The sequence below is a fragment of the Pseudomonas sp. QD4 genome, from assembly GCF_049199125.1.
Classification (GTDB): Bacteria; Pseudomonadota; Gammaproteobacteria; order Pseudomonadales; family Pseudomonadaceae; genus Aquipseudomonas.
Map to the genome: position 1 here is coordinate 868,371 of NZ_JBLZOM010000002.1, position 25,068 is coordinate 893,438.

Here is a 25,068-nt window from a genome sequence, read left to right on the forward strand (position 1 = left end):
GGCCTCGGCTAAAACATCAGCCTCAGGACTGTGTCTCGCTCAAGCTCTCACGTGCTTCATAGGCTTGGCGGACCGGCGCGAACGAACGCCGGTGAATCGGCGTCGGCCCCAGGCGGGCCAGCGCTTCGAGGTGCACAGGCGTCGGATAACCCTTGTGGCCGCCGATGCCGTAACCCGGATAGATCAGCTCGAACGCCGCCATTTCACGGTCGCGACTGACCTTGGCCAGAATCGACGCGGCGGCGATTGCCGGCACCTTGCTATCACCCTTGACCACCGCCTCCGCGGGCATGGCCAGCCTCGGGCAACGATTACCGTCGATCATCGCCAGCTTCGGGGTAATGCTCAGCCCTTCCACCGCGCGCTGCATGGCGAGCATGGTCGCGTGCAGGATATTCAGTTCGTCGATTTCCTCGACTTCAGCGCGGGCAATGCACCAGCTCAGGGCTTTCTCGCAGATCTCGTCGTAGAGTTTTTCTCGCCGGGCTTCGGTGAGTTTCTTCGAATCGTTGAGACCAAGGATCGGCCGGTTCGGATCCAGAATGACCGCCGCCGTGACCACCGCACCGCACAACGGACCGCGTCCGACTTCATCGACGCCGCACACCAGCTCTTCTGTAGCGGCTACCAGGGTAAAGTCCAGGCCCATCTGCATCTTCAGGTTACTCATTGCGCTTTGCCGATCAGGTTCAGGACTGCATCAGCCGCCTGGTTCGAGGCGTCCCGACGCAACGTCCGATGGATTTCGTCGAAGCCGCGAGTCTGCTCCTCGCCCCCCTCGATGAGCGGCGACAACGTCCGCGCCAGGGCTTCGGGCGTCGCCTCATCCTGCAGCAACTCGGGCACCAGCAAACGTTGGGCCAGCAAGTTGGGCAGGGAGATGTAGGGGCTTTTAACCATGCGCTTGAGAATCCAGAACGTCAGCGGCGCCAGGCGATAGGCAACCACCATCGGCCGCTTGTACAGCAGCGCTTCCAAGGTCGCGGTGCCGGAGGCAATCAGTACCGCATCGCAAGCCGCCAAGGCCCGGTGGGACTGGCCGTCAAGCAAGGTCAACGGCAAGTCACGACCGGCCAGCAGTTGCTCCAGCTGGCTACGGCGCTCGGGGCTGGCACAGGGCATGACAAAGCGCACGCCGGGGCGCATGGCTCGCAGACGTTGCGCAGTATCGAGAAACAGCGCACCCAGGCGCCCGACTTCACCGCCACGACTGCCTGGCATCAATGCCACCAGCGGGCCATCGGGCAAACCCAGTTCAGCACGAGCCGCAGCACGATCAGCTTCCAGCGGAATCGCATCGGCCAGGGAGTGGCCGACAAACCGCACCGGGACACCCTTCTCTTCGTAGAATTTTGCCTCGAACGGGAACAGCGTCAGCATCAGATCGCAACCTTCGCGGATCTTCAGCACACGCTTCTGCCGCCAGGCCCAGACGGACGGGCTGACATAGTGCACCGTCTTGATCCCCGCCTGTCGCAGCTTGAGTTCGATATTCAGGGTGAAATCAGGTGCGTCGATACCGATAAACACGTCAGGTTTTTCGGCGATGAGGGTCTGGATCAGCTTCTTGCGCCGTGCCAACAGCTCACGCAGCCGCCCCAGCACTTCCACCAACCCCATGACCGCCAGGCGCTCCATGGGGAAGTACGAAACCAGGCCCTCGGCCTGCATCAGCGGGCCGCCGACACCGATAAATTCAACCGCAGAATGCCGGGCCTTGAGCGCGCGCATCAAACCGGCGCCGAGAATATCGCCGGAGGCCTCGCCAGCCACCAGCGCAATACGCAGATTGCTCATGATTAACGAGTGATGCCACGGGTCGAAGACTGGATCGAGTCACGGAAGATCGCGACTTCGGGGAATTGCACAGAAGGCTCGACCAACTCGGCCAGGGCCTGGTCAACGGTCAGCCCCTGGCGGTACACCACTTTATAGGCCCGGCGCAGGGCATGGATCGCGTCTTCGCTGAAACCACGGCGGCGCATGCCTTCAAAGTTCATGCTGCGGGCTTCCGCGGGGTTGCCGAATACCGTGACGAACGCGGGTACATCCTTGCCGATGGCAGTGCCCATGCCGGAAAAGCTATGGGCGCCAATATGGCAATACTGGTGAACCAGGGTGAAACCGGAGAGGATTGCCCAGTCATCCACGTGCACGTGCCCGGCCAACGCGGTGTTGTTGACCAGGATGCAGTGGTTGCCGATCACACTGTCATGGCCGATGTGGGCATAGGCCATGACCAGATTGTGATCGCCCAAGGTGGTTTCGGAGCGATCCTGGACCGTACCGCGGTGAATGGTCACGCCTTCACGGATGACGTTGTGATCGCCGATCACCAGGCGGGTTTCTTCACCCTTGTACTTGAGATCGGGCGTGTCCTCACCTACCGAGGAAAACTGGTAGATGCGGTTATGTTTGCCGATCCGGGTTGGCCCCTTGAGAATCACATGGGGGCCAATCACTGTACCCTCGCCGATTTCCACACCAGCGCCGACGATCGACCAGGGGCCGACCTCGACGTCGTCGGCCAGAACGGCCGTCGGATCGATGATTGCGCGAGGGTCAATCAAACTCATAGCTTGCGTTCCGCACAGATGATTTCAGCGGAGCAGACTGGCTTGCCATCGACCGAAGCCTGGCACTCGAACTTCCAGATCTGACGCTTGCAGCTGAGGAACTTGGCTTCAAGGATCAGTTGATCACCCGGCAGCACCGGCTGGCGGAAGCGCAGCTTGTCGGAACCAACGAAGTAGTAAAGGGTGCCATCGGCCGGCTTCACGTCCAGCATCTTGAAACCAAGGATGCCGGCAGCTTGAGCCATCGCCTCGATGATCAGCACGCCCGGCATGATTGGATGCGCGGGAAAGTGACCATTGAAGAAAGGCTCGTTGATGCTGACATTCTTGTAGGCACGAATGCGCTTGCCCTCAACATCCAAGTCCACCACCCGGTCCACCAGCAGGAACGGGTAACGGTGAGGCAGGTATTCGCGAATTTCGTTGATGTCCATCATTTCGTGGGGAAGCCTGTAGTAAAGATTGGGAGCGCGCGACTAATGCGTGCTCCTCTAGCAAATCAAGGAGGCAGTCTAGCGGCTGTGCACACTTGATATGGAAATGGTTTCAGCCATCTGATGAAGCATTACCGTCAGGGGTCACGTCCCCAACGCGCTTTTCCAGATGCCGCAGGCGTCGCGCGATGTCATCGAGCTGACGGATACGGGCCGCGCTTTTGCGCCACTCGGCAGCAGGTTGCATGGCAGTACCGGAGGAGTAGGAGCCAGCCTCGGTAATCGAGTGGGTCACCATGGTCATCCCGGTCAGGAAAACGTTGTCACAAATCTCGATATGGCCGACCAACCCGACACCACCTGCAAGCATGCAGTGCTTGCCAATCTTGGTGCTGCCGGAAATCCCCACACAGGCGGCCATGGCGGTGTGATCACCGACTTGCACGTTGTGGGCGATCTGAATCTGGTTGTCCAGTTTCACACCATTGCCAATGACGGTATCGGCCAGGGCGCCACGGTCGATGGCGGTATTGACGCCAATCTCCACATCGTCGCCAATGGTGACCCCGCCAATCTGGGCAATCTTCTGCCAGACGCCCTTCTCATTGGCGAATCCAAACCCTTCGCCACCCAGTACCGCACCGGACTGAATGACCACTCGCTTGCCGATCCGCACGTCGTGATACAGCGTGACCCTTGGCGCAAGCCAGCCGCCTTCGCCAACCACGCTGCGAGCCCCCACAAAGCAATGCGCACCAACCGTCACCCCGGCGCCAATCGACGCGCCGCTTTCGACCACCGCAAACGGCCCGATACTGGCCGACGGATCGACCACGGCGTCATCGGCAATCACCGCTGAGGGATGAACGCCAGCCACCGCCTTGGGCTTGGGGTCGAACAGATGGGAAATTCGCGCATAGGCCAGATAAGGATCAGGCACCACCAACGCATCACCGGCATAACTCTCGGCATCAGCCGCTTTAAGCAGCACAGCACCCGCCTGGCTATCAGCCAGGTACTTGCGGTACTGAGGATTTGCCAAAAAGCTCAACTGAGCTGGGCCAGCCTCCTGCAAGGTGGCTAGCCCAGTGATTTCTTTCTCCTGGTCGCCACGCAAGGTGGCGCCGAGGAACTCGGCCAATCGGCCGAGCTTAATAATCGCGGTCATGGGTTACTTCAGCTGATTCATGCGCTCGATAACCTGGCGAGTGATGTCGTACTGAGGTTTGACATCAATGACTGCGCCACGCTCGAAGACCAGGTCGAAACCGCCCTTCTTGATCACTTCTTCCACTGCGCTGTCGAGCTTGGGCTTGAGTTGCTTGAGCATTTCGCGGTCGGCAACAGCCTTGGCTTCGTTCAGCTCCTTGGACTGGAACTGGAAGTCACGGGCCTTTTGCTTGAATTCAAGCTCCAGGCGCTCACGCTCGCCCTGCTGCATCTTGTCGCCACCGGCAACCAGACGGTCCTGAATGCCCTTGGCACTGCTTTCCAGAGTCTTGAGCTTGGTCAACTGAGGACCGAACTTCTTCTCGGCATCCACTGCGTACTTCTTCGCAGCGTCCGACTCCAGCAGAGCCATCTGATAGTTCAGTACCGCGATCTTCATGTCTGCAAAGACCGGGGTCGCGACCAGAACGGTGGCCAGGAGAACCAATTGAGTCAACTTACGCACGATGCACTCCTACAAAATCCATTGTCATTATCTTGGATCAGGCTCTTAGAAAGTCTGACCGAGGGAGAATTGGAACACCTGGGTTTCAGCGTCATCCGGTTTCTTGATCGGCATCGCCAGGGCGAAGCTCAATGGTCCCAGGGCGGTGACCCATGTCACACCGACACCCACGGAACTGGCCAGATTGCTGAGACTGATGTCGTTACATTCCGTTTTAACGTTCGAAGCGGCGATGGTGTTGGAAGTCGAATCGCACTTGGAACTGAACACGTTACCCACATCCCAGAATACCGAGGTACGCAGGGAGCGCTGATCTTTGACGAACGGCAGCGGGAACAGGATCTCGGCACCACCCTGGATCAGAACGTTACCGCCGAATGGCAGTGGATCCTGATCCGGGTCGGCCGCTGTACCGGCGTTACCTGTCACACCTACACCACGACTCGGCGTACTGCGTGGACCCAGGGTGCTGTCCTTGAAGCCGCGAACCGAGTTGAAGCCACCAGCATAGTAGTTCTCGTAGAACGGCAAGCCCTTGGTGTCGCCAAAACCATCGCCATAACCCAGTTCGGTGTGCAGGCGCATGGTGTAGTTTTCGCTCAGTGGCTGGAACAACTGGCCACGGTAGTCGAGTTTGAAGAACGACAGGTCACTGCCAGGCGTGGTGGTTTCCAGAACCAGGCTCTGAGAGTGGCCACGGGTTGCCAGAACACCTTTGTTCAAGGTCGACTCGGACCAGCCGGCCGAAGCCTTGAAGTTCAGGTAGCTGTCGCCCTGCTTGTTCACGAAGTCGAAGATTTCGTCGACGGTGTACAGGCCAGTCTTGATCTTGTCTTGTTGCGCGGTCAGGCCGAAGGTCAGACGCGAGGTCTCGCTGATCGGGTAACCCACGCTGACACCCGCACCCAGGCTGTCAACGGCATAGCTGGCAACATCGACATCAAGGTCTTTGTAGTCAGTGGTGCGATAGAAAGCGTTGTAACCCAGGCTCACGCCGTCAGCGGTCCAGTAGGGGTCGACATAACCGAAGTTATAGCGGCTCTGGTATTCACTGCGGGTCAAACCGATGCTGACCTTGTTACCCGTACCCAGGAAGTTGTTCTGAGTGATGGAACCACCCAGGATCAGGCCCGCACTCTGGGCGAAACCGACGCTGGCGGTGATCGAACCGGACGCTTGCTCTTCAACTGCATAGTTGACGTCGACCTGGTCATCGACACCCGGAACTGCCGGGGTTTCGACGTTGACTTCCTTGAAGAAGCCCAGGCGCTCAAGACGGGTCTTGGATTGATCGATGAGGTAGGTCGAAGCCCAGCCACCTTCCATCTGACGCATTTCACGACGCAGCACTTCGTCTTCGGACTTGGTGTTGCCACGGAAGTTGATGCGGTTGACGTAGGCACGCTTGCCTGGATCCACGACAAAGGTGATGTCGACCGTGTGGTCTTCATCGTGCGGCTGAGGCACGCCGTTGACGTTGGCGAAGGTGTAGCCCTCGTTACCCAGACGGCGGGTGATCAGTTCGGAAGTAGTGGTCATCAGCTTGCGCGAGAACACCTGGCCTTTTTCCACCAGCAACAGGGACTTGACCTGGTCTTCAGGCACTTTCAAGTCGCCACTGAGCTTGACGTCGCGAACGCTGTACTTTTCGCCCTCGTTCACGTTGACCGTGATGTAGACGTGCTTTTTGTCCGGGGTGATGGACACCTGGGTCGAAGCGATATCCATATTGATATAGCCGCGATCCAGATAGTAGGAACGCAGACGCTCCAGGTCACCGGAGAGTTTTTCACGGGCGTACTTGTCGTCGTTCTTGAAGAACGACAACCAGTTGGTGGTCTTGAGTTCGAACAGGCCGATCAGGTCTTCGTCAGGGAATACAGTGTTGCCCACGACGTTGATGTGCTGGATCGCAGCAACCGTGCCTTCGTTGATGTTGACCTTGAGGCCGACGCGGTTACGCGGCTGCGGCACCACTTCGGTGTCGACGGTGGCCGAGTAGCGACCCTGAGCGACGTACTGGCGCTGCAGCTCGTTACGCACGCCTTCGAGGGTCGCACGCTGGAAGATTTCACCTTCGGCCAGACCGGACTGCTTCAGGCCTTTCATCAGGTCTTCAGTCGAAATCGCCTTGTTGCCTTCGATCTCGATACTGGCAACAGACGGACGTTCGACTACCGTAATGACCAGGACGTTGCCATCGCGGCCCAGCTGGATGTCTTGAAAGAAACCGGTTTTGAACAGCGCACGAGTGGATTCCACCAGGCGACGATCATCCGCCTGCTCGCCGACGTTCAACGGCAAGGCACCAAAGACGCTACCCGCGGAGACCCGCTGGAGGCCGTTGACGCGGATATCGGAGATAGTGAAGGACTCGGCGTGAACTTCGGCGATCATCAATACGGTGAGAACCGCAGTTAGCAGCAGACGTTTCATGAAGTCCTTTCTTATTCCAACTGGCAATAAACAAACTGCCGCAAAATGCGGCAGATTCGCAATTCAGCGAAGCGTTACAGTCGACCCAAATCGTTGACCAGGGCAAGAAACATCACCCCGACCACCAAGCTGATACCGATCTGTATCCCCCAACCCTGCACCCGATCCGACAAGGGGCGACCACGCACCCACTCGATCAGATAGAACAACAAATGCCCCCCATCCAGTACAGGAATGGGCAGCAAATTCAGAACCCCCAGGCTAATACTCAGATAAGCAAGGAAATTCAGGAAATCAGCGACACCCGACTGGGCAGAAGCGCCCGCCACTTTAGCAATGGTTATCGGTCCACTCAAGTTTTTTACCGAGAGCTCGCCGAACAACATTTTCTTCAGTGAATCGAGGGTCAATACACTCATGGTCCAGGTGCGTCGGGCACCTTCGCCAATAGCCGCCAACGGACCGTAGCTGACCTCGCGAATCATCTCCGGCGGCCAATCGACCGCTTTCACTCCAGCGCCCAGATAACCGGTAGCCGCCTTGGCTTCGCCACGGCTTGCCAAGGTCACAGGGACGTCGATTTGAGCACCATCACGCTCGACTTGCAGCACAATTTTGGTATCAGGACGTACACGCACCCAATCGACGACCTGCTGCCAATCGCCCAGCGCCTGACCATCCAGCGCCAGCAGGCGATCGCCGGTCTTCAACCCGGCCGCCAGGGCCGGCCCTTTCGGGTCGAGCTCAGCCAAAACCGGAGGCAACGCAGGTCGCCAAGGTCGAATCCCCAGGGAGTGGATCGGGTCCGGCTCATCTGCACCCTTGAGCCACTTGTCCAGCACCAGCTGGCGCGGCGAGTCGACCGTCGCACCCTGCTCGCGCACCGAAAACAGCAACGAGCCACTCTCGCCCAGACGTCGCACCAACTGCAGGTTGACCGCGGCCCAACCCGATGTCGGCTCGCCGTCGATGGCGACGATTTCCTCGCCGACATTCAAGCCGGCCTTGGCAGCAATACTGCCCGCCTCCACCGCGCCGATGACCGGTCGTACCTGCTGGCTGCCGAGCATCGCCAACACCCAGAAGAACACCAGGGCCAGCAGGAAGTTGGCAATCGGGCCCGCCGCAACAATGGCGATACGCTGGCGCACGGACTTGCGATTGAAAGACTGATCGAGCTGGTCGGCAGGCACCTCGCCTTCGCGCTCATCAAGCATCTTCACGTAGCCGCCCAGCGGGATCGCGGCGATGACAAACTCAGTGCCACGGCGGTCATGCCAGCGCAGCAGCGGCATACCAAAGCCCACGGAGAAACGCAGAACCTTGACGCCACAGCGGCGCGCCACCCAGAAGTGGCCGAATTCATGGAAGGTAACCAGCACGCCCAACGCAACCAGGGTGCCGACAATCATATAGAGCGCGCTCATCTACTTTCTCCGCAATCCTATCCGGTGCCGACCGCTTGGCCAGTCACAACGCTTATCGCCCGTTGCGACTCAACCATTGCTCAGCCAAGGCACGGGCTTTGGCGTCCGCCGCGAACACAGCGTCCAGCTCGTCGACCGCAACCACCGGCTCGAGGCTTAAAACTTCTGCGATGATACTCGCGATCTCAGGGTAACGGATGCGCCGTTCGAGAAACGCGGAAACTGCCACTTCATTGGCCGCATTCAGCATGGCCGGAGCGCTATTGCCTGCCTCCGCCGCCTGACGCGCCAAGCGCAAGCAGGGGAATCGCTGTTCATCCGGAGCCTGGAAATCCAAACGCGCAATGGCAAACAGATCCAGGGGCGCAACACCGGAGTCGATGCGCTCAGGCCAGGCCAGGGCATTGGCGATAGGCGTGCGCATATCGGGATTGCCCAACTGCGCCAGCACCGAACCGTCCACATAGTCGACCAGGGAGTGAATCACGCTCTGAGGATGGATCACCACTTCGACCTGGGAAGGCTTGGCGTCGAACAGCCAGCACGCCTCGATCAGCTCCAGGCCTTTATTCATCATGCTCGCGGAGTCGACCGATATCTTGCGCCCCATCGACCAGTTGGGATGGGCGCAGGCCTGCTCCGGAGAAACATCCTGCAACTCATTCAACGGCGTCTGCCTGAATGGGCCACCGGACGCGGTCAGTAGAATCCGTCGTACACCAACATTGCTCAAGCCGCGGGAAAAGTCCGTCGGCATGCACTGAAAAATCGCATTGTGCTCACTGTCGATCGGCAGCAGTACCGAGCCACTTTTACGCACAGCCTGCATGAACAAGGCGCCGGACATCACCAGCGCCTCTTTATTGGCCAGGAGAATCTTCTTACCTGCCTCGACCGCCGCCAGGGTCGGGCGCAAACCCGCCGCACCGACAATGGCCGCCATGACCGCATCGACCTCGGGGTCGGCAGCCACCTGACACAAACCTTCTTCACCCACCAGGACCCGGGTCTGCAGCCCGGCAGCACGCAGGTCATCCTGCAGGTTGCCGGCTGCTGCGGCCTCAGGCACCACGGCAAAGCGCGGTGCATGACGCACGCACAGCGCCAACAACTCCGCCATGCGACTGAAGCCGCTCAAGGCAAACACCTGGTAACGCTGCGGATGCCGGGCAATCACATCCAGGGTACTGAGGCCGATAGAACCTGTGGCGCCGAGAACCGTAATCTGCTGAGGACGACTCACAATCCAGCCATCCACAACAGCACCGCAAACACCGGAATAGCAGCCGTCAGGCTGTCGATGCGATCCAACACACCGCCGTGACCGGGCAACAGGTTACTGCTGTCCTTGATCCCGGACTGACGCTTGAACATGCTCTCGGTCAGGTCGCCGACCACCGAGATAAACACCACCAGCGCTGCACCCAGCAGGCCCAGCAGTATCTGAGCGACAGACCAATCGCGAACCAGGCCCACCACCGCGGTGATCACCAGGCTCAGCGCCAGGCCGCCATACACGCCTTCCCAGCTCTTGCCCGGACTGACCTGCGGCGCCAGCTTGCGCTTGCCGAACGCCTTGCCGGAAAAGTAGGCGCCGATATCAGCCCCCCAGACCAGAACCATCACCGCCATGATCAACCAGTTGCCCAACGGCAGCTGCTTGATGAACACCAGGCCTTGCCAGGCCGGCAACAGGATCAACAGGCCGATCACCAGCTTGGCGGCAGCGCCCGCCCAATGTTCGCTGGTGCGCGGATAGGTCAGCACCAGGAAGGTCGCTGCCGCCCACCAGAGCACCGCAGCACCCAGCACCCAGGGCGCAATACCGGGCACCAGGTACATGAGAAACAGCAGCACCGCGACCACCGCGGCATATACCACGCGTGCCGCCTGGCCATCGAACCCGGCCAGACGCGCCCATTCCCACGCCCCAAGCGTCACTACCAGCCCGATAAACAGGGCGAAACCGGCTCCCTGGAGCAGGAAGAACCCGCACAAGGCGATCGGCAGCAGGATCAGCGCAGTAATGATTCGTTGTTTAAGCATTAAACCCGGGCTCCAGCCTCGACCTGCTCGCTCGTTTTACCGAAGCGCCGCTGGCGAGAAGCGTAATCGGCCAGCGCAGTACGCATGGCATCGTGTTTGAAGTCCGGCCAGAACAGGTCGGAGAAGTACAGCTCGGCGTAAGCCAGCTGCCACAGCAGGAAGTTACTGATGCGGTGTTCACCGCCGGTACGGATGCACAGGTCGGGCAACGGCAGGTCGCCGGTCGCCAGGCAGGTCTGCAACAATTCCGGAGTGATGTCCTCCGGCCGCAGATGACCGGCCTGCACTTCGCGCGCAAGGCGCTGGGCGGCCTGGGCAATGTCCCACTGACCGCCGTAATTGGCGGCGATCTGCAGGATGAAGCGATTGCTGCCCGCCGTGATGGCCTCAGCCTCGCGCATCGCCGCCTGCAGTTCCGGATGGAAGCGGGAACGGTCACCGATGATCCGCAGGCTGATGTTGTTCTCATTGAGACGCTTGGCCTCGCGACGCAGCGCCTTGAAGAACAGATCCATCAAGGCACTGACCTCGTCCGCCGGACGCTGCCAGTTCTCGCTGGAAAAGGCGAACAGGGTGAGCACTTCGACCTTGGCCTCGGCGCACACCTCTATCACTGCACGAACAGCGTCGACACCCGCTTTATGCCCGGCGACACCGGGCATAAAGCGTTTTTTAGCCCAGCGATTATTACCGTCCATGATGATCGCGACATGTCGCGGCACCGAAAACGATACGGACTGCTTGGTCTTTTCCATGAAAACGTCTGACCCTTATACGGCCATCAAATCCGCTTCTTTCTGCTTGGTGGCGGTTTCGATATCAGCCACCGCCTTGTCGGTCAGCTTCTGCACGTCATCAGCGGCACGACGCTCTTCGTCTTCGCTGATTTCCTTTTCCTTGACCAGGTCTTTCAACTGGCTCAGCGCATCGCGACGGATATTGCGCACGGCAATCCGCGCGTCTTCCGCTGCGTCACGCGCCTGCTTGGCGAAAACCTTACGGGTTTCTTCGGTCAGGGCAGGCATGGAAATCAACAGCAATTCGCCCAGGTTGGTCGGATTGAGGTTCAGGCCGGCGCTCTGGATCGCCTTGTCAACAGCCGCCAGCATGTTGCGCTCGAAAGCCACGACTTGCAGGGTGCGGGAGTCTTTAACAGTGACGTTGGCCACTTGGCTCAGCGGGGTGTCCGAACCGTAGTAAGGCACCATCACGCTACCCAGGATGCTCGGGTGCGCCTTGCCGGTACGGATCTGACCAAATGCATGGGCCAGGGATTCCAGGGATTTTTTCATGCGCTCTTGAGCGTCTTTCTTGATCTCGTTGATCATTGTTGGCCTTCCTCGATCAGGGTTCCTTCGGCGCCACCATGCACAATATTGAGCAGGGCGCCGGGCTTGTTCATGTTAAATACACGCAACGGCATTTTGTGGTCGCGGCACAGGCAGATGGCTGTCAGGTCCATGACACCCAGCTTGCGATCCAGCACTTCATCGTAAGTCAGATGATCGAACTTCTCGGCATGCGGGTCTTTGAACGGATCTGCAGTGTAAACACCATCAACCTTGGTTGCCTTGAGCACTACGTCGGCATCGATCTCGATCGCGCGCAGGCACGCAGCGGAGTCGGTGGTAAAGAACGGGTTGCCGGTACCGGCAGCGAAAATCACCACTTCCTTGGAGTTCAGGTGGCGCATGGCTTTGCGGCGATCATAGTGATCGGTCACACCCACCATGGAAATAGCCGACATGACGATGGCCGAGATATTCGCACGTTCCAGCGCATCACGCATGGCCAGGGCGTTCATCACAGTGGCCAGCATGCCCATGTGGTCGCCCGTGACACGATCCATGCCCGCTGCACTCAGCGCTGCGCCACGGAACAGGTTGCCGCCGCCAATCACCAGACCGACCTGAACGCCGATGCCGACCAGCTGGCCAACCTCCAGCGCCATGCGATCCAGGACTTTGGGGTCGATCCCGAACTCTTCCGAGCCCATCAGGGCCTCGCCGCTAAGCTTGAGTAGAATGCGTTTATAGCGAGCTTGATAACCACTGCCCTGCTGAGCCATTGCGAATCTCTCCTGCGGCGTATTTTAAAAAATTCTCTGCAAGCTGTTTGCAGCCTGCGCTTACTCTAGCTTGACGCTGTCACAGCGCCATCAGAACACGGCTTTGTAAGCCAGTTCCGGAGGTAGCCAACTAAAATTGGCCTCCCCATTTGAAAAGAGGCTGCGCGCGTGAGCGGGCAGCCTCTTCAGGGCGACAGTTGAAAACTGTCTTATTGCTTGCTGGCAGCCAGCTGGGCAGCAACTTCTTCAGCGAAGTTGTCGACCGGCTTCTCGATGCCTTCGCCTACCTGGAAGCGAGTGAAGGAAACGATTTCAGCGCCGCCTTGCTTGGCCAGAGTACCGATGGTCACTTCTGGATTCTTGACGAAAGGCTGCTCAACCAGGCTGGCTTCAGCCAGGAACTTGCTGATACGGCCAGCAATCATCTTCTCGACGATTTCAGCAGGCTTGCCCTTCATCTTGTCTTCGTTGAGGCTCAGGAACACGGCTTTTTCGCGTTCGATGGCTTCAGCGGAAACTTGCGAAGGCAGCAGGAACTCAGGGTTGCTGGCCGCTACGTGCATGGCGATGTCTTTAGCCAGTTCAACGTTGCCGCCTTTGAGGGCAACCACAACGCCGATCTTGTTGCCGTGCAGGTACGAACCCAGCACGTCAGCTTCAACGCGAGCCAGACGACGGATGTTGACGTTCTCGCCTACTTTGCCAACCAGCGCTTCACGAGCCGGCTCTTGAGCAGCGATCAACGGAGCAACGTCGGTCAGCTTGTCAGCGAACGCTTTTTCAACGCTGGCAGCAACGAAGTTTTTGAAGTCTTCTTGCAGAGCCAGGAAGTCGGTTTGCGAGTTGACTTCGATGATCACGGCAGCTTTGCCGTCTTCTTTGATGGCGATCGCGCCTTCAGCAGCTACGTTACCTGCTTTCTTGGCTGCTTTGATCGCGCCCGAAGCACGCATGTCATCAATGGCTTTCTCGATGTCGCCGCCAGCCTTGGTCAAGGCCTTTTTGCAGTCCATCATGCCTTCGCCAGTACGCTCACGCAGTTCTTTAACCAACGCTGCAGTAATCTCTGCCATTTTCAAATTCCTCTTGGATAGGTTTTCAACCATTCCACCCGACCGAACGGGCGATCAAATCTTGAGCTCTGCCTCGAATACACTTGATAGCCGCATCGCGTTACAAAACAGCAAATACGCACACAACAAATGATTTCCGAGTTGGCAAAAAGGGGGCCAAGCCCCCTTTTTGCTTACTGAGTCAACGCCAAGGCGTCAATTACTCAGCTGCAGCTACCGGAGCTTCTTCGACGAACTGCTCGGTGCCGCCAGCAACGTGGTTGCGACCCTTGATAACAGCGTCAGCCATCGCACCCATGTACAGCTGGATAGCGCGGATTGCGTCATCGTTGCCTGGGATGATGTAGTCAACGCCTTCCGGGCTGCTGTTGGTATCGACTACGCCGATTACCGGGATACCCAGCTTGTTGGCTTCGGTGATCGCGATGCGCTCGTGATCAACGTCGATAACGAACAGTGCGTCTGGCAGACCGCCCATGTCCTTGATACCACCCAGGCTACGATCCAGCTTTTCCAGATCGCGAGTGCGCATCAGCGCCTCTTTCTTGGTCAGCTTGGCGAAGGTGCCGTCTTCGGCTTGCACTTCAAGGTCACGCAGACGCTTGATGGAAGCACGGATGGTTTTGAAGTTGGTCAGCATGCCGCCCAACCAGCGGTGATCGACGTACGGCGAACCGCAACGTGCTGCTTCTTCAGCAACGATCTTGCCAGCGGAACGCTTGGTGCCGACGAACAGAATCTTGTTTTTGCCCTGGGCCAGGCGCTCTACGAAAGTCAGAGCTTCGTTGAACATTGGCAGGGTTTTTTCAAGGTTGATGATGTGAATCTTGTTACGCGCGCCGAAAATGTACTTACCCATTTTCGGGTTCCAGTAACGGGTTTGGTGACCGAAGTGCACACCGGCCTTCAGCATATCGCGCATGTTGACTTGGGACATGATAGTTCCTTAATAAGTCGGGTTTGGCCTCCACGTATCCCAATGACCAACCAGCAGCATGAAAGCTTCCGGCACCCAGGTCATCGTGTCGACACGTGTGTGGATTTAAGCTTTTCAGGGTATCCCCGGAAAGCGGCGCATTTTATACCACAGGAAGGGTAAAAACGGAACCAGGATTGTGCATTGCGCTGTGGGGCTTTTTTACCAGGCCCTTGGAATCGGGCCAGAATGCTCCATTCTATAGAGAGAAGCGGCGTCAGAGGGTCAGATTTGCCTTGGCCGTCTGTTAGAATCGCACCTTTGCGGCTTTTGAAAACGGCGCGAGCCCACCCAGGCTTTGCCTTCAATACCGCCGTTTTCAAGCCATTCCGTGTTTATAGCGCCACCGAGCGTCGAGAGAGCCTGTATGACCGTCACCCTCAAAACCCCCGAGGACATCGCCAAAATGCGTGTCGCTGGCAAACTGGCCGCCGACGTGCTGGAAATGATTGCCGAGCATGTCAAACCCGGTATCACCACCGAAGAGCTGGACCGCATCTGCCACGACTACATCGTCAACGTGCAGCAGGCAATTCCTGCGCCGCTGAACTACAAGGGCTTTCCCAAGTCGATCTGCACCTCGATCAATCACGTGGTCTGCCACGGCATCCCGAACGAGAAGCCGCTCAAGGACGGCGACACCCTGAACATCGACGTCACCGTGATCAAGGATGGCTACCACGGCGACACCAGTCGCATGTTCCACGTCGGCAAAGTGCCGGTCTGGGCCGAACGCCTGTCGCAGATCACCCAGGAATGCATGTACAAGGCCATCGAGCTGGTCAAGCCAGGCTGCCGCCTGGGCGATATCGGCGAAGTGATCCAGAAACACGCGGAAAAGAACGGCTTCTCGGTGGTTCGCGAATTCTGCGGCCACGGCATTGGCAAGGTATTCCACGAAGAGCCGCAGATCCTGCACTACGGCCGCGCGGGCACCGGCATGGAACTCAAGGCCGGCATGACCTTCACCATCGAGCCGATGATCAACCAGGGCAAAGCCGACACCAAGGTCCTGGGCGACGGCTGGACCGCCATCACCAAGGACCGCAAGCTGTCCGCGCAGTGGGAACACACCCTGCTGGTGACCGAGACCGGCTACGAGATCTTCACCTTGCGCAGCGACGACACCATTCCCCGCGTTTCGGCCTGATTCCCTACGCCGGGTTGTTGCCCTTATAGAAAGAAAGGAAAGCCAATCGATGCCGCAGGTGGATCCCGAGTTGTTCGACCGCGGCCAGTTCCAGGCTGAACTGGCCCTGAAGGCAAGCCCCATCGCGGCCTTCAAGAAAGCCATCCGTCAGGCACGGGAAGTGCTCGACACACGCTTTCGCAACGGACGGGATATCCGCCGGCTCATCGAGGACCGCGCCTGGTTCGTCGATAACATCCTGCAAAAGGCCTGGGACCAGTTCAGTTGGAGCGAAGACGCCGACATCGCCCTGGTGGCGGTCGGCGGCTACGGCCGGGGTGAGTTGCACCCCTACTCCGACATCGACCTGCTGATTCTGCTCGACAGCGCCGATCATGAGATTTTCCGCGACTCCATCGAGCGTTTCCTGACCCTGCTCTGGGACATCGGCCTGGAAGTCGGGCAAAGCGTACGTTCGGTGGACGAATGCGCCCAGGAGGCGCGGGCCGACCTCACGGTGATCACCAACCTGATGGAAAGCCGCACCATCGCCGGCCCCGAACACCTGCGCCAGCGCATGCTGGAAGTCACCAGCACCGAACACATGTGGCCGAGCAAGGATTTTTTCCTGGCCAAGCGCGCCGAGCAGAAGGCCCGGCATCACAAGTACAACGACACCGAATACAACCTGGAGCCCAACGTCAAAGGCTCCCCCGGCGGCCTGCGCGATATCCAGACCATTCTCTGGGTCGCCCGCCGCCAGTACGGCACGCTGAACCTGCGGGCCCTGGCGGGTGAAGGGTTCCTGGTGGAGAGCGAAAACGCGCTACTGGCGTCGTCCCAGGAATTCCTGTGGAAGGTGCGCTACGCCCTGCACATGCTGGCCGGACGCTCGGAAGACCGCTTGCTGTTCGATCACCAGCGCTCGATTGCCAAGCTGCTGGGGTTCGAAGGCGATGACGCCAAGCAAGCCATCGAAAGCTTCATGCAGCAGTACTACCGGGTGGTAATGAGCATCGCCCAACTCAGCGACCTGATCATCCAGCACTTCGAGGAGGTAATCCTCGCCCCCGAAGACGAAGCACCGCCGCAGCCGATCAACTCGCGCTTCCAACTGCACGACGGGTACATCGAGGCGATCAACGACAACGTGTTCCGCCGCACGCCGTTCGCCATGCTGGAAATCTTCGTGCTGATGGCCCAGCACCCGGAAATCAAGGGCGTACGGGCCGACACCATTCGCCTTCTGCGCGAACATCGGCACCTGATCGACGACGAGTTCCGCAACGACATCCGCAACACCAGCCTGTTTATCGAACTATTCAAATGCGAATTCGGCATCCATCGCAACCTGCGGCGGATGAACCGCTACGGCATTCTCGGGCGCTACCTGCCGGAGTTCGGCTTTATCGTCGGGCAGATGCAGCACGACCTGTTCCACATCTATACCGTCGATGCCCACACCCTGAATCTGATCAAGCACCTGCGCAAACTGCAGTACACCCAGGTCTCGGAAAAATTCCCGCTGGCCAGCAAGCTCATGGGCAAGCTGCCCAAGCCCGAGCTGATCTACCTCGCCGGCCTGTACCACGACATCGGCAAGGGCCGGCATGGCGATCACTCGGAAATCGGCGCAGTGGATGCCGAAGCCTTTTGCCAACGTCACCAGTTGCCGGTGTGGGACAGCCGCCTGATCGTGTGGCTGGTTCAGAACCACCTGGTGATGTCGACCACCGCCCAGCGCAAGGATTTGTCCGACCCGCAAGTGATCCACGACTTTGCCCAGACCGTGGTCGACCAGACGCACCTCGACTACCTGTACGTCTTGACCGTCGCCGACATCAACGCCACCAACCCGACCCTGTGGAACTCGTGGCGTGCCAGCCTGTTGCGCCAGCTGTACACCGAGACCAAGCGCGCCCTGCGCCGCGGCCTGGAAAATCCGGTGGATCGCGAAGAGCAGATCCGCCAGACCCAGAGCGCCGCCCTGGACATCCTGGTGCGCAGCGGCACCGATCCGGACGACGTCGAGCAGCTTTGGTCGCAACTGGGGGATGACTACTTCCTCCGCCACACCGCTGGCGACGTGGCCTGGCACAGCGATGCCATCCTGCAGCAACCCGCAGACGGCGGCCCGCTGGTGCTGATCAAGGAAACCACCCAGCGCGAATTCGAGGGTGGCACCCAGATTTTCATCTACGCCCCCGACCAACACGACTTCTTCGCCGTGACCGTGGCCGCGATGGATCAGCTCAACCTGAACATTCACGACGCCCGAATCATCACCTCCAGCAGCCAGTTCACCCTCGACACCTACATCGTGCTCGACAACGACGGCGGCTCGATCGGCGATAACCCGCAACGCATCAAACAGATCCGCGACGGCCTGACCGACGCCCTACGCAACCCGGATGACTACCCGACCATCATCCAGCGCCGGGTTCCGCGCCAGCTCAAGCACTTTGCCTTTGCGCCCCAGGTGACCATTCACAACGACGCCCAGCGTCCGGTGACCGTGCTCGAACTGAGCGCCCCCGACCGCCCCGGCCTGCTGGCACGGATCGGCAAGATTTTCCTCGAGTTCGATCTGTCGCTGCAAAACGCCAAGATCGCCACCCTGGGCGAGCGCGTGGAAGACGTTTTCTTCATTACCGACGCGCACAACCAGCAATTGTCCGACCCGCAACTGTGCAGCCGCCTGCAGGACGCCATCGTCGAGCAGTTGAGTGTCAGCCAGGAACCGAATATTGAATTGTCGCGCCTGAGCATCTAACCGCGCGCCACGACCCGCCGCATTGAGTGAGATACCGCACCGATGAACAACGCTCTAAACCAGTTGCAGCCCTACCCGTTCGAGAAACTGCGCGCCCTGCTCGGCAGCGTGACACCCAATGCCGACAAGCGGCCGATCGCGCTGTCCATCGGCGAGCCGAAGCATCGCTCGCCAAGCTTTGTCGCCGAAGCCCTGGCCAACAACCTGGACCAGATGGCGGTCTACCCGACCACCCTCGGCATCCCCGCCCTGCGTGAAGCCATCGCCGGCTGGTGCGAGCGACGCTTTGGCGTGCCCGGCGGCTGGCTGGATCCAGCGCGCAACGTGCTGCCGGTCAACGGCACTCGCGAAGCGCTGTTCGCCTTCACCCAGACCGTGGTCAACCGTGGCGACGACGCGCTGGTGGTCAGCCCCAACCCGTTCTATCAGATCTATGAAGGCGCAGCCTTTCTCGCCGGCGCCAAGCCCCATTACCTGCCGTGCCTCGACGAAAATGGCTTCAACCCGGATTTCGACGCGGTTTCGGCCGACATCTGGCAGCGCTGCCAGATCCTGTTCCTGTGCTCGCCGGGCAACCCGACCGGGGCCCTGATCCCGCTGGACACCCTGAAGAAACTGATCGCCCTGGCCGATGAGCACGACTTCGTGATCGCCGCCGACGAGTGCTACAGCGAACTGTACTTCGACGAACAAACGCCACCACCAGGCCTGCTAAGCGCCTGCGTCGAACTGGGTCGCAAGGACTTCAAGCGGTGTGTGGTGTTCCACAGCCTGTCCAAGCGCTCCAACCTGCCGGGCCTGCGCTCCGGTTTCGTCGCCGGCGATGCCGAGATCCTCAAGGGCTTTTTGCTGTATCGCACCTACCACGGTTGCGCCATGCCGGTTCAAACCCAGCTGGCCAGCGTCGCAGCCTGGAACGATGAGGTGCATGTGCGGGCCAACCGCGCGCTGTATCGCGAGAAGTTCGATGCCGTGCTGGAAATCCTCGCGCCGGTGCTCGACGTGCAGCGCCCCGACGGCAGCTTCTACCTGTGGCCGAGCGTGGCCGGTGACGACGCAGCCTTCTGCCGCGACCTGTTCGCCGAAGAACACGTGACCGTGGTTCCGGGTTCGTACCTGTCGCGGGAAGTGGACGGCACCAACCCGGGCGCCGGGCGCGTGCGCATGGCCCTGGTGGCGCCATTGGCCGAATGCGTGGAAGCCGCCGAGCGGATTCGCGACTTCGTGCTGCGTCGCCGCGGCTGACACCTCGCCCGACTGGCACCTGCACTTATCCCCCGCAGGCGCCAGTTGGCATCAGCCGATCACTTGACTGGACCCAGATTCGCTTCGCTCAAATCCAGTTCGCCCAGCACTTCGCGCAATACATCGTCGCCAATCTGGTGATGCCGGCTGAGCCGGTACAGTTCCAGGCGTTGCGCGCGCAGGGCTTTCAGACGCAGGCGCCGCTCCAGTTGGTCCATCTGGAAGGCCAGGGCCTGAGCCTCGGCGGAATCGTTGAAGACCTCCAGTTGATGGCGGTATTCCGACATCAGGCGCGCCTTGAGTTCGGTAGCCAGGGCGGCCTGGGCCGCGTCCGGCGCATCGCTGGTTTCCACCAATTCCTCGGCCTCCAGGGCATGAATCGCCGCCTCGGCCGTCTTGCGCCAGGCATCACGCACCTCACCACGCCGCTTGTCATCCGGACTCTGCTGGATACCACGCAACAGCAATGGCAGGGCGATGCAGGCCGCCACCAATGACAACAGGATCACGCCGGCGGCAATGAAGATCAGCAGATCGCGCTCGGGGAACGCCTCCCCGGCCCCCAGCATCAGGGGCACCGACATCACGCCCGCCAGGGTCACCGCACCGCGCACCCCACCCACCGTCAACAGCCAGCAGGAACGCGCGGTCGGCACCAGGGTCAATTCACCCTTGCCGCGCCAACGGCGCAGCCAGCCCGACAGGCGCCAGATGCTTTGCACCCAGACAAAACGCAGCACCAGCAACACCAGGAAGATCGCCAGCACGTCCAGGCAACGGTAGAACAAGGTCGGCCAGAGCGAGGTTTCGTGGCTGGCCACGGCCTTGATGATGTCCGGCAGCTGCAAGCCCAGCAGCAGGAAGATCAAGCCGTTGAAGGCGAACTCGAGCAATGACCAGACGCTGCGGTTGAGCAGCCGGGTACTGGTCTGGCGCGGCAGCAGGTCGAGCCAGCTCTGCATCATCCCCGCCGCCACCGCCGACAGGATCCCCGATGCGCCCAGGCGCTCGGCCAATACATAAGCGGCGAATGGCAGCAGCAACATGAACACCACGTGGGTGGCCGGATCATCCCAGCCCCGGGCGATCATCCACGCCCGCAGGCGCCCGACCAGCCAGCTCAGGGCCACGCCTATGGCCAGGCCACCGAGCGCTACCAGGACAAAGGTCAGGCTGGCATTGGTCAGGGAAAACACCCCGGTGACCGCCGCCGCCAAGGCGAACTTGAATGTCACCAGGCCCGAGGCATCGTTCATCAACGCCTCGCCCTGCAGCATGTGCATCAAGGGCCGGGGCAAGCGGTTCTGGGCGATCGCCGAGACCGCCACGGCGTCGGTTGGCGAGAGCACCGCCGCCAGTGCGAAAGCGACCGGCAACGGAATGGTTGGCAACAGCCAGTGGATAAAGTAGCCAGCGCCGACCACGGTAAACAGCACCAGGCCCACCGCCAGGGTCAGGATAGGCCCGCGCAACTGCCAGAACTCGCGCTTGGGCATGCGCCAGCCATCGGAGAACAGCAGCGGCGGCAGGAACAGAAAGAGGAACAGCTCCGGGTCCAGCGCCACATGCAGTCCAAGGGTCGGCCAGGCCAGCAAGGCACCGGCGGCAATCTGTACCAGGGGCAGCGGCACCGGAATCATCCGCCCGACCAGTCGTGAAACACTCACCAACATCAGCAGAATGAGTACGGTGTAGGCGGTTTGCATAAAGCGAAAATTCTCCATCTAAACCAGGCAAAAGCGCATGCAGCTACGGCAACAGTCACCCGTAGAAGTGCCATATTAGCCGCTTAGACTGATCCCGACCGCTGCACAAAGGTCGCAATCACCCCATTCGCGCAATACATTGCGACAAAGCCGGGCGCTGGGCGACGCCGAAGTCGCGCGGCCATGGCATAATCCGTGACCTTTAATTTTCGGCACCTGCAAAGGGGGCAATTCCTTGACCGTTTCAAGCAAAACGTTGCACCTTTTCGGCATCAAAGCCTGCGACACCATGAAAAAGGCGCGCACCTGGCTCGATGAACACGCTGTCAGCTATGACTTTCACGATTACAAAACCGCCGGCATCGACCGCGAACACTTGACCCAGTGGTGCAATGAGCACGGCTGGCAGGTGGTGTTGAACCGTGCAGGCACGACCTTTCGCAAACTCGAAGACGAACGCAAAGCCGATCTCGACCAGGCGAAAGCTATCGAACTGATGCTCGCACAACCCTCGATGATCAAGCGCCCGGTGCTCGATCTCGGTGACCGAACCCTGATTGGCTTCAAGCCAGATATTTATTCGGCGGCCCTCAAGTAGGCCTGCCCATTCATTTTTTGTAGAGGTAACAACATGTCCAATTCCCTGTTCAGCCTGGGCTTCGGCGTCGGCACTCAGAACCGCCAAGGTGCCTGGCTGGAAGTGTTCTACGCGCAGCCACTGCTCAACCCATCTGCCGAAATCATCGCGGCCATCGCCCCGGTACTGGGTTACACCGAAGGCAACCAGGCCATCACCTTCACCGTGGCCCAGGCCTCGCAACTGGCCGACGCACTGAAAAATGTCGATGCCGCCCAGGCTGCCCTGCTGACCCGCCTGGCCGAAAGCCACAAGCCACTGGTCGCCACCCTGCTGGCCGAAGACGCCGCGCTGACCTCCACTCCCGAGGCCTACCTCAAGCTGCACCTGCTGTCCCATCGCCTGGTCAAGCCCCACGGCCTGAGCCTGGCGGGCGTATTCCCGCAGCTGCCGAACGTGGCCTGGACCAGCCAGGGCGCGATCGACATCAGCGAGCTGGCCGAGCGTCAACTGGAAGCCCGCCTGCGTGGCGACCTGCTGGAAGTGTTCTCGGTGGACAAGTTCCCGAAAATGACCGACTACGTGGTGCCGGCAGGCGTGCGTATCGCTGACAGCGCGCGTATCCGCCTGGGCGCCTACGTGGGCGAAGGCACCACCGTGATGCACGAAGGTTTCGTCAACTTCAACGCCGGCACCGAAGGCCCGGGCATGATCGAAGGCCGTGTTTCAGCTGGCGTATTCGTCGGCAAGGGCTCGGACCTGGGCGGCGGTTGCTCGACCATGGGCACCCTGTCGGGCGGCGGCAACATCGTGATCAAGGTCGGCGAAGGCTGCCTGATCGGCGCCAACGCCGGTATCGGTATCCCGTTGGGCGACCGCAATACCGTGGAATCGGGCCTGTACATCACCGCCGGGACCAAGGTTGCGCTGCTCGATGAAAACAACGCACTGGTCAAGGTGCTCAAGGCTCGCGAGCTGGCTGGCCAGCCGGACCTGTTGTTCCGTCGCAATTCGCAGACCGGCGCCGTGGAATGCAAAACCCACAAGTCGGCCATCGAACTGAACGAAGCGCTGCACGCTCACAACTAGGATCTGTACCAAAACTCGCCGAGCAAAGATCAGGCGCGCCTGTTTTTAACGCCGCATGATCGAAGCGCAGGCAGTTGTCGTACAGAGACTAAGCAGCAACTCGCACCAGCAGCGTCCGGGCGCGTATCATCAGCGCCCGGCCTGCTTATACGAGTCCCGACCACCATGCTTGTGCCCTCCCCCTGGCGCGCCGATTTTCCGGCCATCGCCGCCCTGCAACGGCAAGACCAGACCTACCTGGACAACGCCGCCACCACGCAAAAGCCCCAAGCCCTGATTGACGCCCTGACCCATTACTACGCCAATGGCGCAGCCAATGTGCATCGCGCGCAGCACCTGCCCGGCGCCCATGCGACCCAGGCATTCGAGGACAGCCGCAGCAAAGTGGCGCAATGGCTCAATGCCGGTGACAGCGGGCAGATCGTCTTCACCCACGGCGCGACTTCTGCGTTGAACCTCCTGGCCTACGGCCTGGAACACCAATTCAACCCGGGCGACGAGCTGGTCATCAGCGCCCTGGAGCACCACGCGAACCTCCTGCCGTGGCAGCAACTGGCGCAACGCCGCGGCCTGGAGCTGGTGGTCTTGCCCCTGGACACTGCCGGCCTGATCGATCTCGAAGCCGCCGCGCAGTTGATCGGCCCGCGCACCCGTTTGCTGGCCGTCAGCCAACTGTCGAACGTGCTCGGCGCCTGGCAGCCGCTGCCGCAATTGCTGGCCATGGCCAAGGCGCGGCAGGCGCTGACCGTGGTCGATGGCGCCCAGGGCGTGGTCCATGGTCGGCATGACGTGCAGGCGCTGGGCTGCGACTTTTATGTATTTTCCAGCCATAAGCTCTATGGGCCGGACGGCCTTGGGGTGCTGTACGGGCGCAACGAGGCGCTGCAAGGCCTGCGTCACTGGCAGTTCGGTGGCGAAATGGTGCAGGACGCCGAGTACCAGCACGCGACCTTCCGCCCTGCGCCCCTGGGTTATGAGGCGGGGACACCGCCCATCGCCAGCGTGATCGGCCTGGGCGCGACCCTGGACTACCTGGCCGGCCTCGACCAGGACGCGGTCGCCGCCCATGAAGCCGCGCTGCACGACTATCTGCTGCACGGCCTGCAGGCGCGCAAAGGCATCCGCCTGCTGGGCGCACCGCACTTGGCGCTGGCCAGTTTTGTGGTCGACGGCGTGCATAACGCCGACCTGGCGCACTTGCTCACCGAACAGGGCATCGCCGTACGCGCCGGGCATCACTGCGCCATGCCCCTGCTCAAAAGCTTCGGCCTCGCAGGGGCGATCCGGGTGTCGCTGGCGCTGTATAACGATTCCGCCGATCTGGAGCGCTTCTTCGAAGCCCTGGACCAGGCGCTGGAGATGTTGCGATGAGCCTGCCGGACGAGGCGCTGCTGGCGTTGCAGACCTTTCAACAGGCCACCGGCTGGGAGCAGCGCGCGCGCCTGCTGATGCAATGGGGTGATCGCCTGCCGGCCCTGGACGACGTCGACAAGGTCGAGGCCAACCGGGTGCATGGCTGTGAAAGCCAGGTCTGGTTGCTGGGCGCGGTGCATGCAGGGCATTGGCAGTTTGCCGCCAGCAGCGACGCACGCCTGATTCGCGGGTTGGTCGCGTTGTTGCTGGCGCGGGTCAATGGCTTGTCGACCCAGGAGCTGCAAGAGGTGGACCTGCCCGACTGGTTCAACCAACTGGGCCTGTCGCGCCAGCTCTCCCCCTCCCGCAGCAACGGCCTCAACGCCGTGCTGCAACGCATGCGCGAACTGGCTCTGTAGCCGCTGCCGCAGGCTGCGCTGGCCGGCATGGCGCTGTGGGCTGGGGCTGTGCCTGTGGGCGGTCAG

At 60.5% G+C, this 25,068-nt stretch carries 23 protein-coding genes; 7 read left to right on the forward strand and 16 right to left on the reverse strand.

The window, feature by feature from the left end:
• Positions 1–22 precede the first annotated feature (22 nt).
• The 15 genes from rnhB to rpsB all read right to left on the reverse strand — a co-directional run bounded on the left by rnhB (position 23) and on the right by rpsB (position 14,672).
• On the reverse strand, positions 23–655 hold the full coding sequence (gene rnhB, locus ACOZJV_RS14960) for a ribonuclease HII (RefSeq protein WP_153050226.1): 633 nt from the start codon (positions 653–655) through the stop codon (positions 23–25).
• A gap of 11 nt (positions 656–666) precedes the next feature.
• Positions 667–1,797, reverse strand: coding sequence for a lipid-A-disaccharide synthase (lpxB, locus tag ACOZJV_RS14965; RefSeq protein WP_421547958.1), 1,131 nt, complete (start codon positions 1,795–1,797; stop codon positions 667–669).
• 2 nt (positions 1,798–1,799) lie between these two features.
• Positions 1,800–2,576: an acyl-ACP--UDP-N-acetylglucosamine O-acyltransferase gene (gene lpxA, locus ACOZJV_RS14970; RefSeq protein ID WP_421547959.1), complete on the reverse strand. Its 777-nt coding sequence runs from the start codon at positions 2,574–2,576 to the stop codon at positions 1,800–1,802.
• A complete protein-coding gene (fabZ, locus tag ACOZJV_RS14975; RefSeq protein ID WP_007907157.1) occupies positions 2,573–3,013 on the reverse strand; it encodes a 3-hydroxyacyl-ACP dehydratase FabZ in 441 nt (146 codons plus the stop codon). The genes lpxA and fabZ overlap by 4 nt, the downstream gene beginning before the upstream one ends.
• 109 nt (positions 3,014–3,122) lie before the next feature.
• On the reverse strand, positions 3,123–4,178 hold the full coding sequence (gene lpxD / locus ACOZJV_RS14980; RefSeq protein WP_078470072.1) for a UDP-3-O-(3-hydroxymyristoyl)glucosamine N-acyltransferase: 1,056 nt from the start codon (positions 4,176–4,178) through the stop codon (positions 3,123–3,125).
• Between the two features lie 3 nt (positions 4,179–4,181).
• On the reverse strand, positions 4,182–4,685 hold the full coding sequence (locus tag ACOZJV_RS14985; protein WP_020296614.1) for an OmpH family outer membrane protein: 504 nt from the start codon (positions 4,683–4,685) through the stop codon (positions 4,182–4,184).
• 45 nt (positions 4,686–4,730) lie between these two features.
• Positions 4,731–7,121 (reverse strand): outer membrane protein assembly factor BamA, encoded by a 2,391-nt coding sequence (bamA, locus tag ACOZJV_RS14990; protein ID WP_020296615.1) that lies wholly within the window; start codon positions 7,119–7,121, stop codon positions 4,731–4,733.
• 74 nt (positions 7,122–7,195) lie between these two features.
• Entirely contained in the window at positions 7,196–8,548 is a 1,353-nt protein-coding gene (gene rseP / locus ACOZJV_RS14995; protein WP_421547960.1) for a sigma E protease regulator RseP, read from the reverse strand.
• Between the two features lie 52 nt (positions 8,549–8,600).
• The gene (ispC, locus tag ACOZJV_RS15000; protein WP_421547961.1) at positions 8,601–9,791 is read right to left on the reverse strand and encodes a 1-deoxy-D-xylulose-5-phosphate reductoisomerase; all 1,191 of its coding nucleotides are present in this window, start codon (positions 9,789–9,791) and stop codon (positions 8,601–8,603) included.
• Positions 9,788–10,594, reverse strand: a complete 807-nt coding sequence (locus tag ACOZJV_RS15005; RefSeq protein ID WP_078470069.1) for a phosphatidate cytidylyltransferase — start codon at positions 10,592–10,594, stop codon at positions 9,788–9,790. The genes ispC and ACOZJV_RS15005 overlap by 4 nt, the downstream gene beginning before the upstream one ends.
• Positions 10,594–11,349: a polyprenyl diphosphate synthase gene (uppS, locus tag ACOZJV_RS15010; protein WP_020296619.1), complete on the reverse strand. Its 756-nt coding sequence runs from the start codon at positions 11,347–11,349 to the stop codon at positions 10,594–10,596. Before uppS ends, ACOZJV_RS15005 begins: the two co-directional genes overlap by 1 nt.
• A 15-nt stretch (positions 11,350–11,364) precedes the next feature.
• Positions 11,365–11,922, reverse strand: coding sequence for a ribosome recycling factor (gene frr, locus ACOZJV_RS15015; protein WP_020296620.1), 558 nt, complete (start codon positions 11,920–11,922; stop codon positions 11,365–11,367).
• Positions 11,919–12,662 carry a UMP kinase gene (gene pyrH, locus ACOZJV_RS15020; RefSeq protein ID WP_003189161.1) on the reverse strand — a complete coding sequence of 248 codons (744 nt, stop codon included), beginning with the start codon at positions 12,660–12,662 and terminating at the stop codon, positions 11,919–11,921. Before pyrH ends, frr begins: the two co-directional genes overlap by 4 nt.
• A 209-nt stretch (positions 12,663–12,871) precedes the next feature.
• Complete coding sequence (gene tsf, locus ACOZJV_RS15025; RefSeq protein WP_020296621.1) at positions 12,872–13,735, reverse strand: translation elongation factor Ts; 864 nt, start codon at positions 13,733–13,735, stop codon at positions 12,872–12,874.
• A gap of 199 nt (positions 13,736–13,934) precedes the next feature.
• Complete coding sequence (rpsB, locus tag ACOZJV_RS15030; protein ID WP_020296622.1) at positions 13,935–14,672, reverse strand: 30S ribosomal protein S2; 738 nt, start codon at positions 14,670–14,672, stop codon at positions 13,935–13,937.
• A gap of 406 nt (positions 14,673–15,078) precedes the next feature.
• Here rpsB and map point away from each other — a divergent pair, with 406 nt between their 5' ends.
• The 3 genes from map to dapC are packed head-to-tail and all read left to right on the forward strand — an operon-like array spanning position 15,079 to position 19,858.
• The gene (map, locus tag ACOZJV_RS15035) at positions 15,079–15,861 is read left to right on the forward strand and encodes a type I methionyl aminopeptidase (RefSeq protein ID WP_078470067.1); all 783 of its coding nucleotides are present in this window, start codon (positions 15,079–15,081) and stop codon (positions 15,859–15,861) included.
• Positions 15,862–15,910: 49 nt separating this feature from the next.
• Positions 15,911–18,613, forward strand: coding sequence for a [protein-PII] uridylyltransferase (locus ACOZJV_RS15040; RefSeq protein WP_020296624.1), 2,703 nt, complete (start codon positions 15,911–15,913; stop codon positions 18,611–18,613).
• Between the two features lie 42 nt (positions 18,614–18,655).
• The gene (dapC, locus tag ACOZJV_RS15045; RefSeq protein WP_201129627.1) at positions 18,656–19,858 is read left to right on the forward strand and encodes a succinyldiaminopimelate transaminase; all 1,203 of its coding nucleotides are present in this window, start codon (positions 18,656–18,658) and stop codon (positions 19,856–19,858) included.
• 59 nt (positions 19,859–19,917) lie between these two features.
• Here dapC and ACOZJV_RS15050 read toward each other — a convergent pair whose 3' ends face one another.
• Entirely contained in the window at positions 19,918–21,564 is a 1,647-nt protein-coding gene (locus ACOZJV_RS15050) for a Na+/H+ antiporter (RefSeq protein WP_421547962.1), read from the reverse strand.
• Positions 21,565–21,799: 235 nt separating this feature from the next.
• Between ACOZJV_RS15050 and ACOZJV_RS15055 the strand changes: the two genes are divergently transcribed.
• The 4 genes from ACOZJV_RS15055 (at position 21,800) to ACOZJV_RS15070 (ending at position 25,002) form a co-directional block, all read left to right on the forward strand.
• A complete protein-coding gene (locus ACOZJV_RS15055; protein ID WP_043229113.1) occupies positions 21,800–22,162 on the forward strand; it encodes an ArsC family reductase in 363 nt (120 codons plus the stop codon).
• Positions 22,163–22,195: 33 nt separating this feature from the next.
• Positions 22,196–23,230: a 2,3,4,5-tetrahydropyridine-2,6-dicarboxylate N-succinyltransferase gene (gene dapD / locus ACOZJV_RS15060; RefSeq protein WP_078470064.1), complete on the forward strand. Its 1,035-nt coding sequence runs from the start codon at positions 22,196–22,198 to the stop codon at positions 23,228–23,230.
• Positions 23,231–23,395: 165 nt separating this feature from the next.
• On the forward strand, positions 23,396–24,601 hold the full coding sequence (locus ACOZJV_RS15065) for an aminotransferase class V-fold PLP-dependent enzyme (protein ID WP_201129626.1): 1,206 nt from the start codon (positions 23,396–23,398) through the stop codon (positions 24,599–24,601).
• Positions 24,598–25,002 carry a SufE family protein gene (locus tag ACOZJV_RS15070; RefSeq protein WP_421547963.1) on the forward strand — a complete coding sequence of 135 codons (405 nt, stop codon included), beginning with the start codon at positions 24,598–24,600 and terminating at the stop codon, positions 25,000–25,002. The genes ACOZJV_RS15065 and ACOZJV_RS15070 overlap by 4 nt, the downstream gene beginning before the upstream one ends.
• Positions 25,003–25,068: the final 66 nt, after the last annotated feature.

Coding starts and splice junctions, on each gene's coding strand:
- rnhB (WP_153050226.1), bottom strand. CDS start 655: ATGCAGATGGGCCTGGACTTTACCCTGGTAGCCGCTACAGAAGAGCTG.
- lpxB (WP_421547958.1), bottom strand. CDS start 1,797: ATGAGCAATCTGCGTATTGCGCTGGTGGCTGGCGAGGCCTCCGGCGAT.
- lpxA (WP_421547959.1), bottom strand. CDS start 2,576: ATGAGTTTGATTGACCCTCGCGCAATCATCGATCCGACGGCCGTTCTG.
- fabZ (WP_007907157.1), bottom strand. CDS start 3,013: ATGATGGACATCAACGAAATTCGCGAATACCTGCCTCACCGTTACCCG.
- lpxD (WP_078470072.1), bottom strand. CDS start 4,178: ATGACCGCGATTATTAAGCTCGGCCGATTGGCCGAGTTCCTCGGCGCC.
- bamA (WP_020296615.1), bottom strand. CDS start 7,121: ATGAAACGTCTGCTGCTAACTGCGGTTCTCACCGTATTGATGATCGCC.
- rseP (WP_421547960.1), bottom strand. CDS start 8,548: ATGAGCGCGCTCTATATGATTGTCGGCACCCTGGTTGCGTTGGGCGTG.
- ACOZJV_RS15005 (WP_078470069.1), bottom strand. CDS start 10,594: ATGCTTAAACAACGAATCATTACTGCGCTGATCCTGCTGCCGATCGCC.
- uppS (WP_020296619.1), bottom strand. CDS start 11,349: ATGGAAAAGACCAAGCAGTCCGTATCGTTTTCGGTGCCGCGACATGTC.
- frr (WP_020296620.1), bottom strand. CDS start 11,922: ATGATCAACGAGATCAAGAAAGACGCTCAAGAGCGCATGAAAAAATCC.
- pyrH (WP_003189161.1), bottom strand. CDS start 12,662: ATGGCTCAGCAGGGCAGTGGTTATCAAGCTCGCTATAAACGCATTCTA.
- tsf (WP_020296621.1), bottom strand. CDS start 13,735: ATGGCAGAGATTACTGCAGCGTTGGTTAAAGAACTGCGTGAGCGTACT.
- rpsB (WP_020296622.1), bottom strand. CDS start 14,672: ATGTCCCAAGTCAACATGCGCGATATGCTGAAGGCCGGTGTGCACTTC.
- map (WP_078470067.1), top strand. CDS start 15,079: ATGACCGTCACCCTCAAAACCCCCGAGGACATCGCCAAAATGCGTGTC.
- ACOZJV_RS15040 (WP_020296624.1), top strand. CDS start 15,911: ATGCCGCAGGTGGATCCCGAGTTGTTCGACCGCGGCCAGTTCCAGGCT.
- dapC (WP_201129627.1), top strand. CDS start 18,656: ATGAACAACGCTCTAAACCAGTTGCAGCCCTACCCGTTCGAGAAACTG.
- ACOZJV_RS15050 (WP_421547962.1), bottom strand. CDS start 21,564: ATGCAAACCGCCTACACCGTACTCATTCTGCTGATGTTGGTGAGTGTT.
- dapD (WP_078470064.1), top strand. CDS start 22,196: ATGTCCAATTCCCTGTTCAGCCTGGGCTTCGGCGTCGGCACTCAGAAC.
- ACOZJV_RS15065 (WP_201129626.1), top strand. CDS start 23,396: ATGCTTGTGCCCTCCCCCTGGCGCGCCGATTTTCCGGCCATCGCCGCC.
- ACOZJV_RS15070 (WP_421547963.1), top strand. CDS start 24,598: ATGAGCCTGCCGGACGAGGCGCTGCTGGCGTTGCAGACCTTTCAACAG.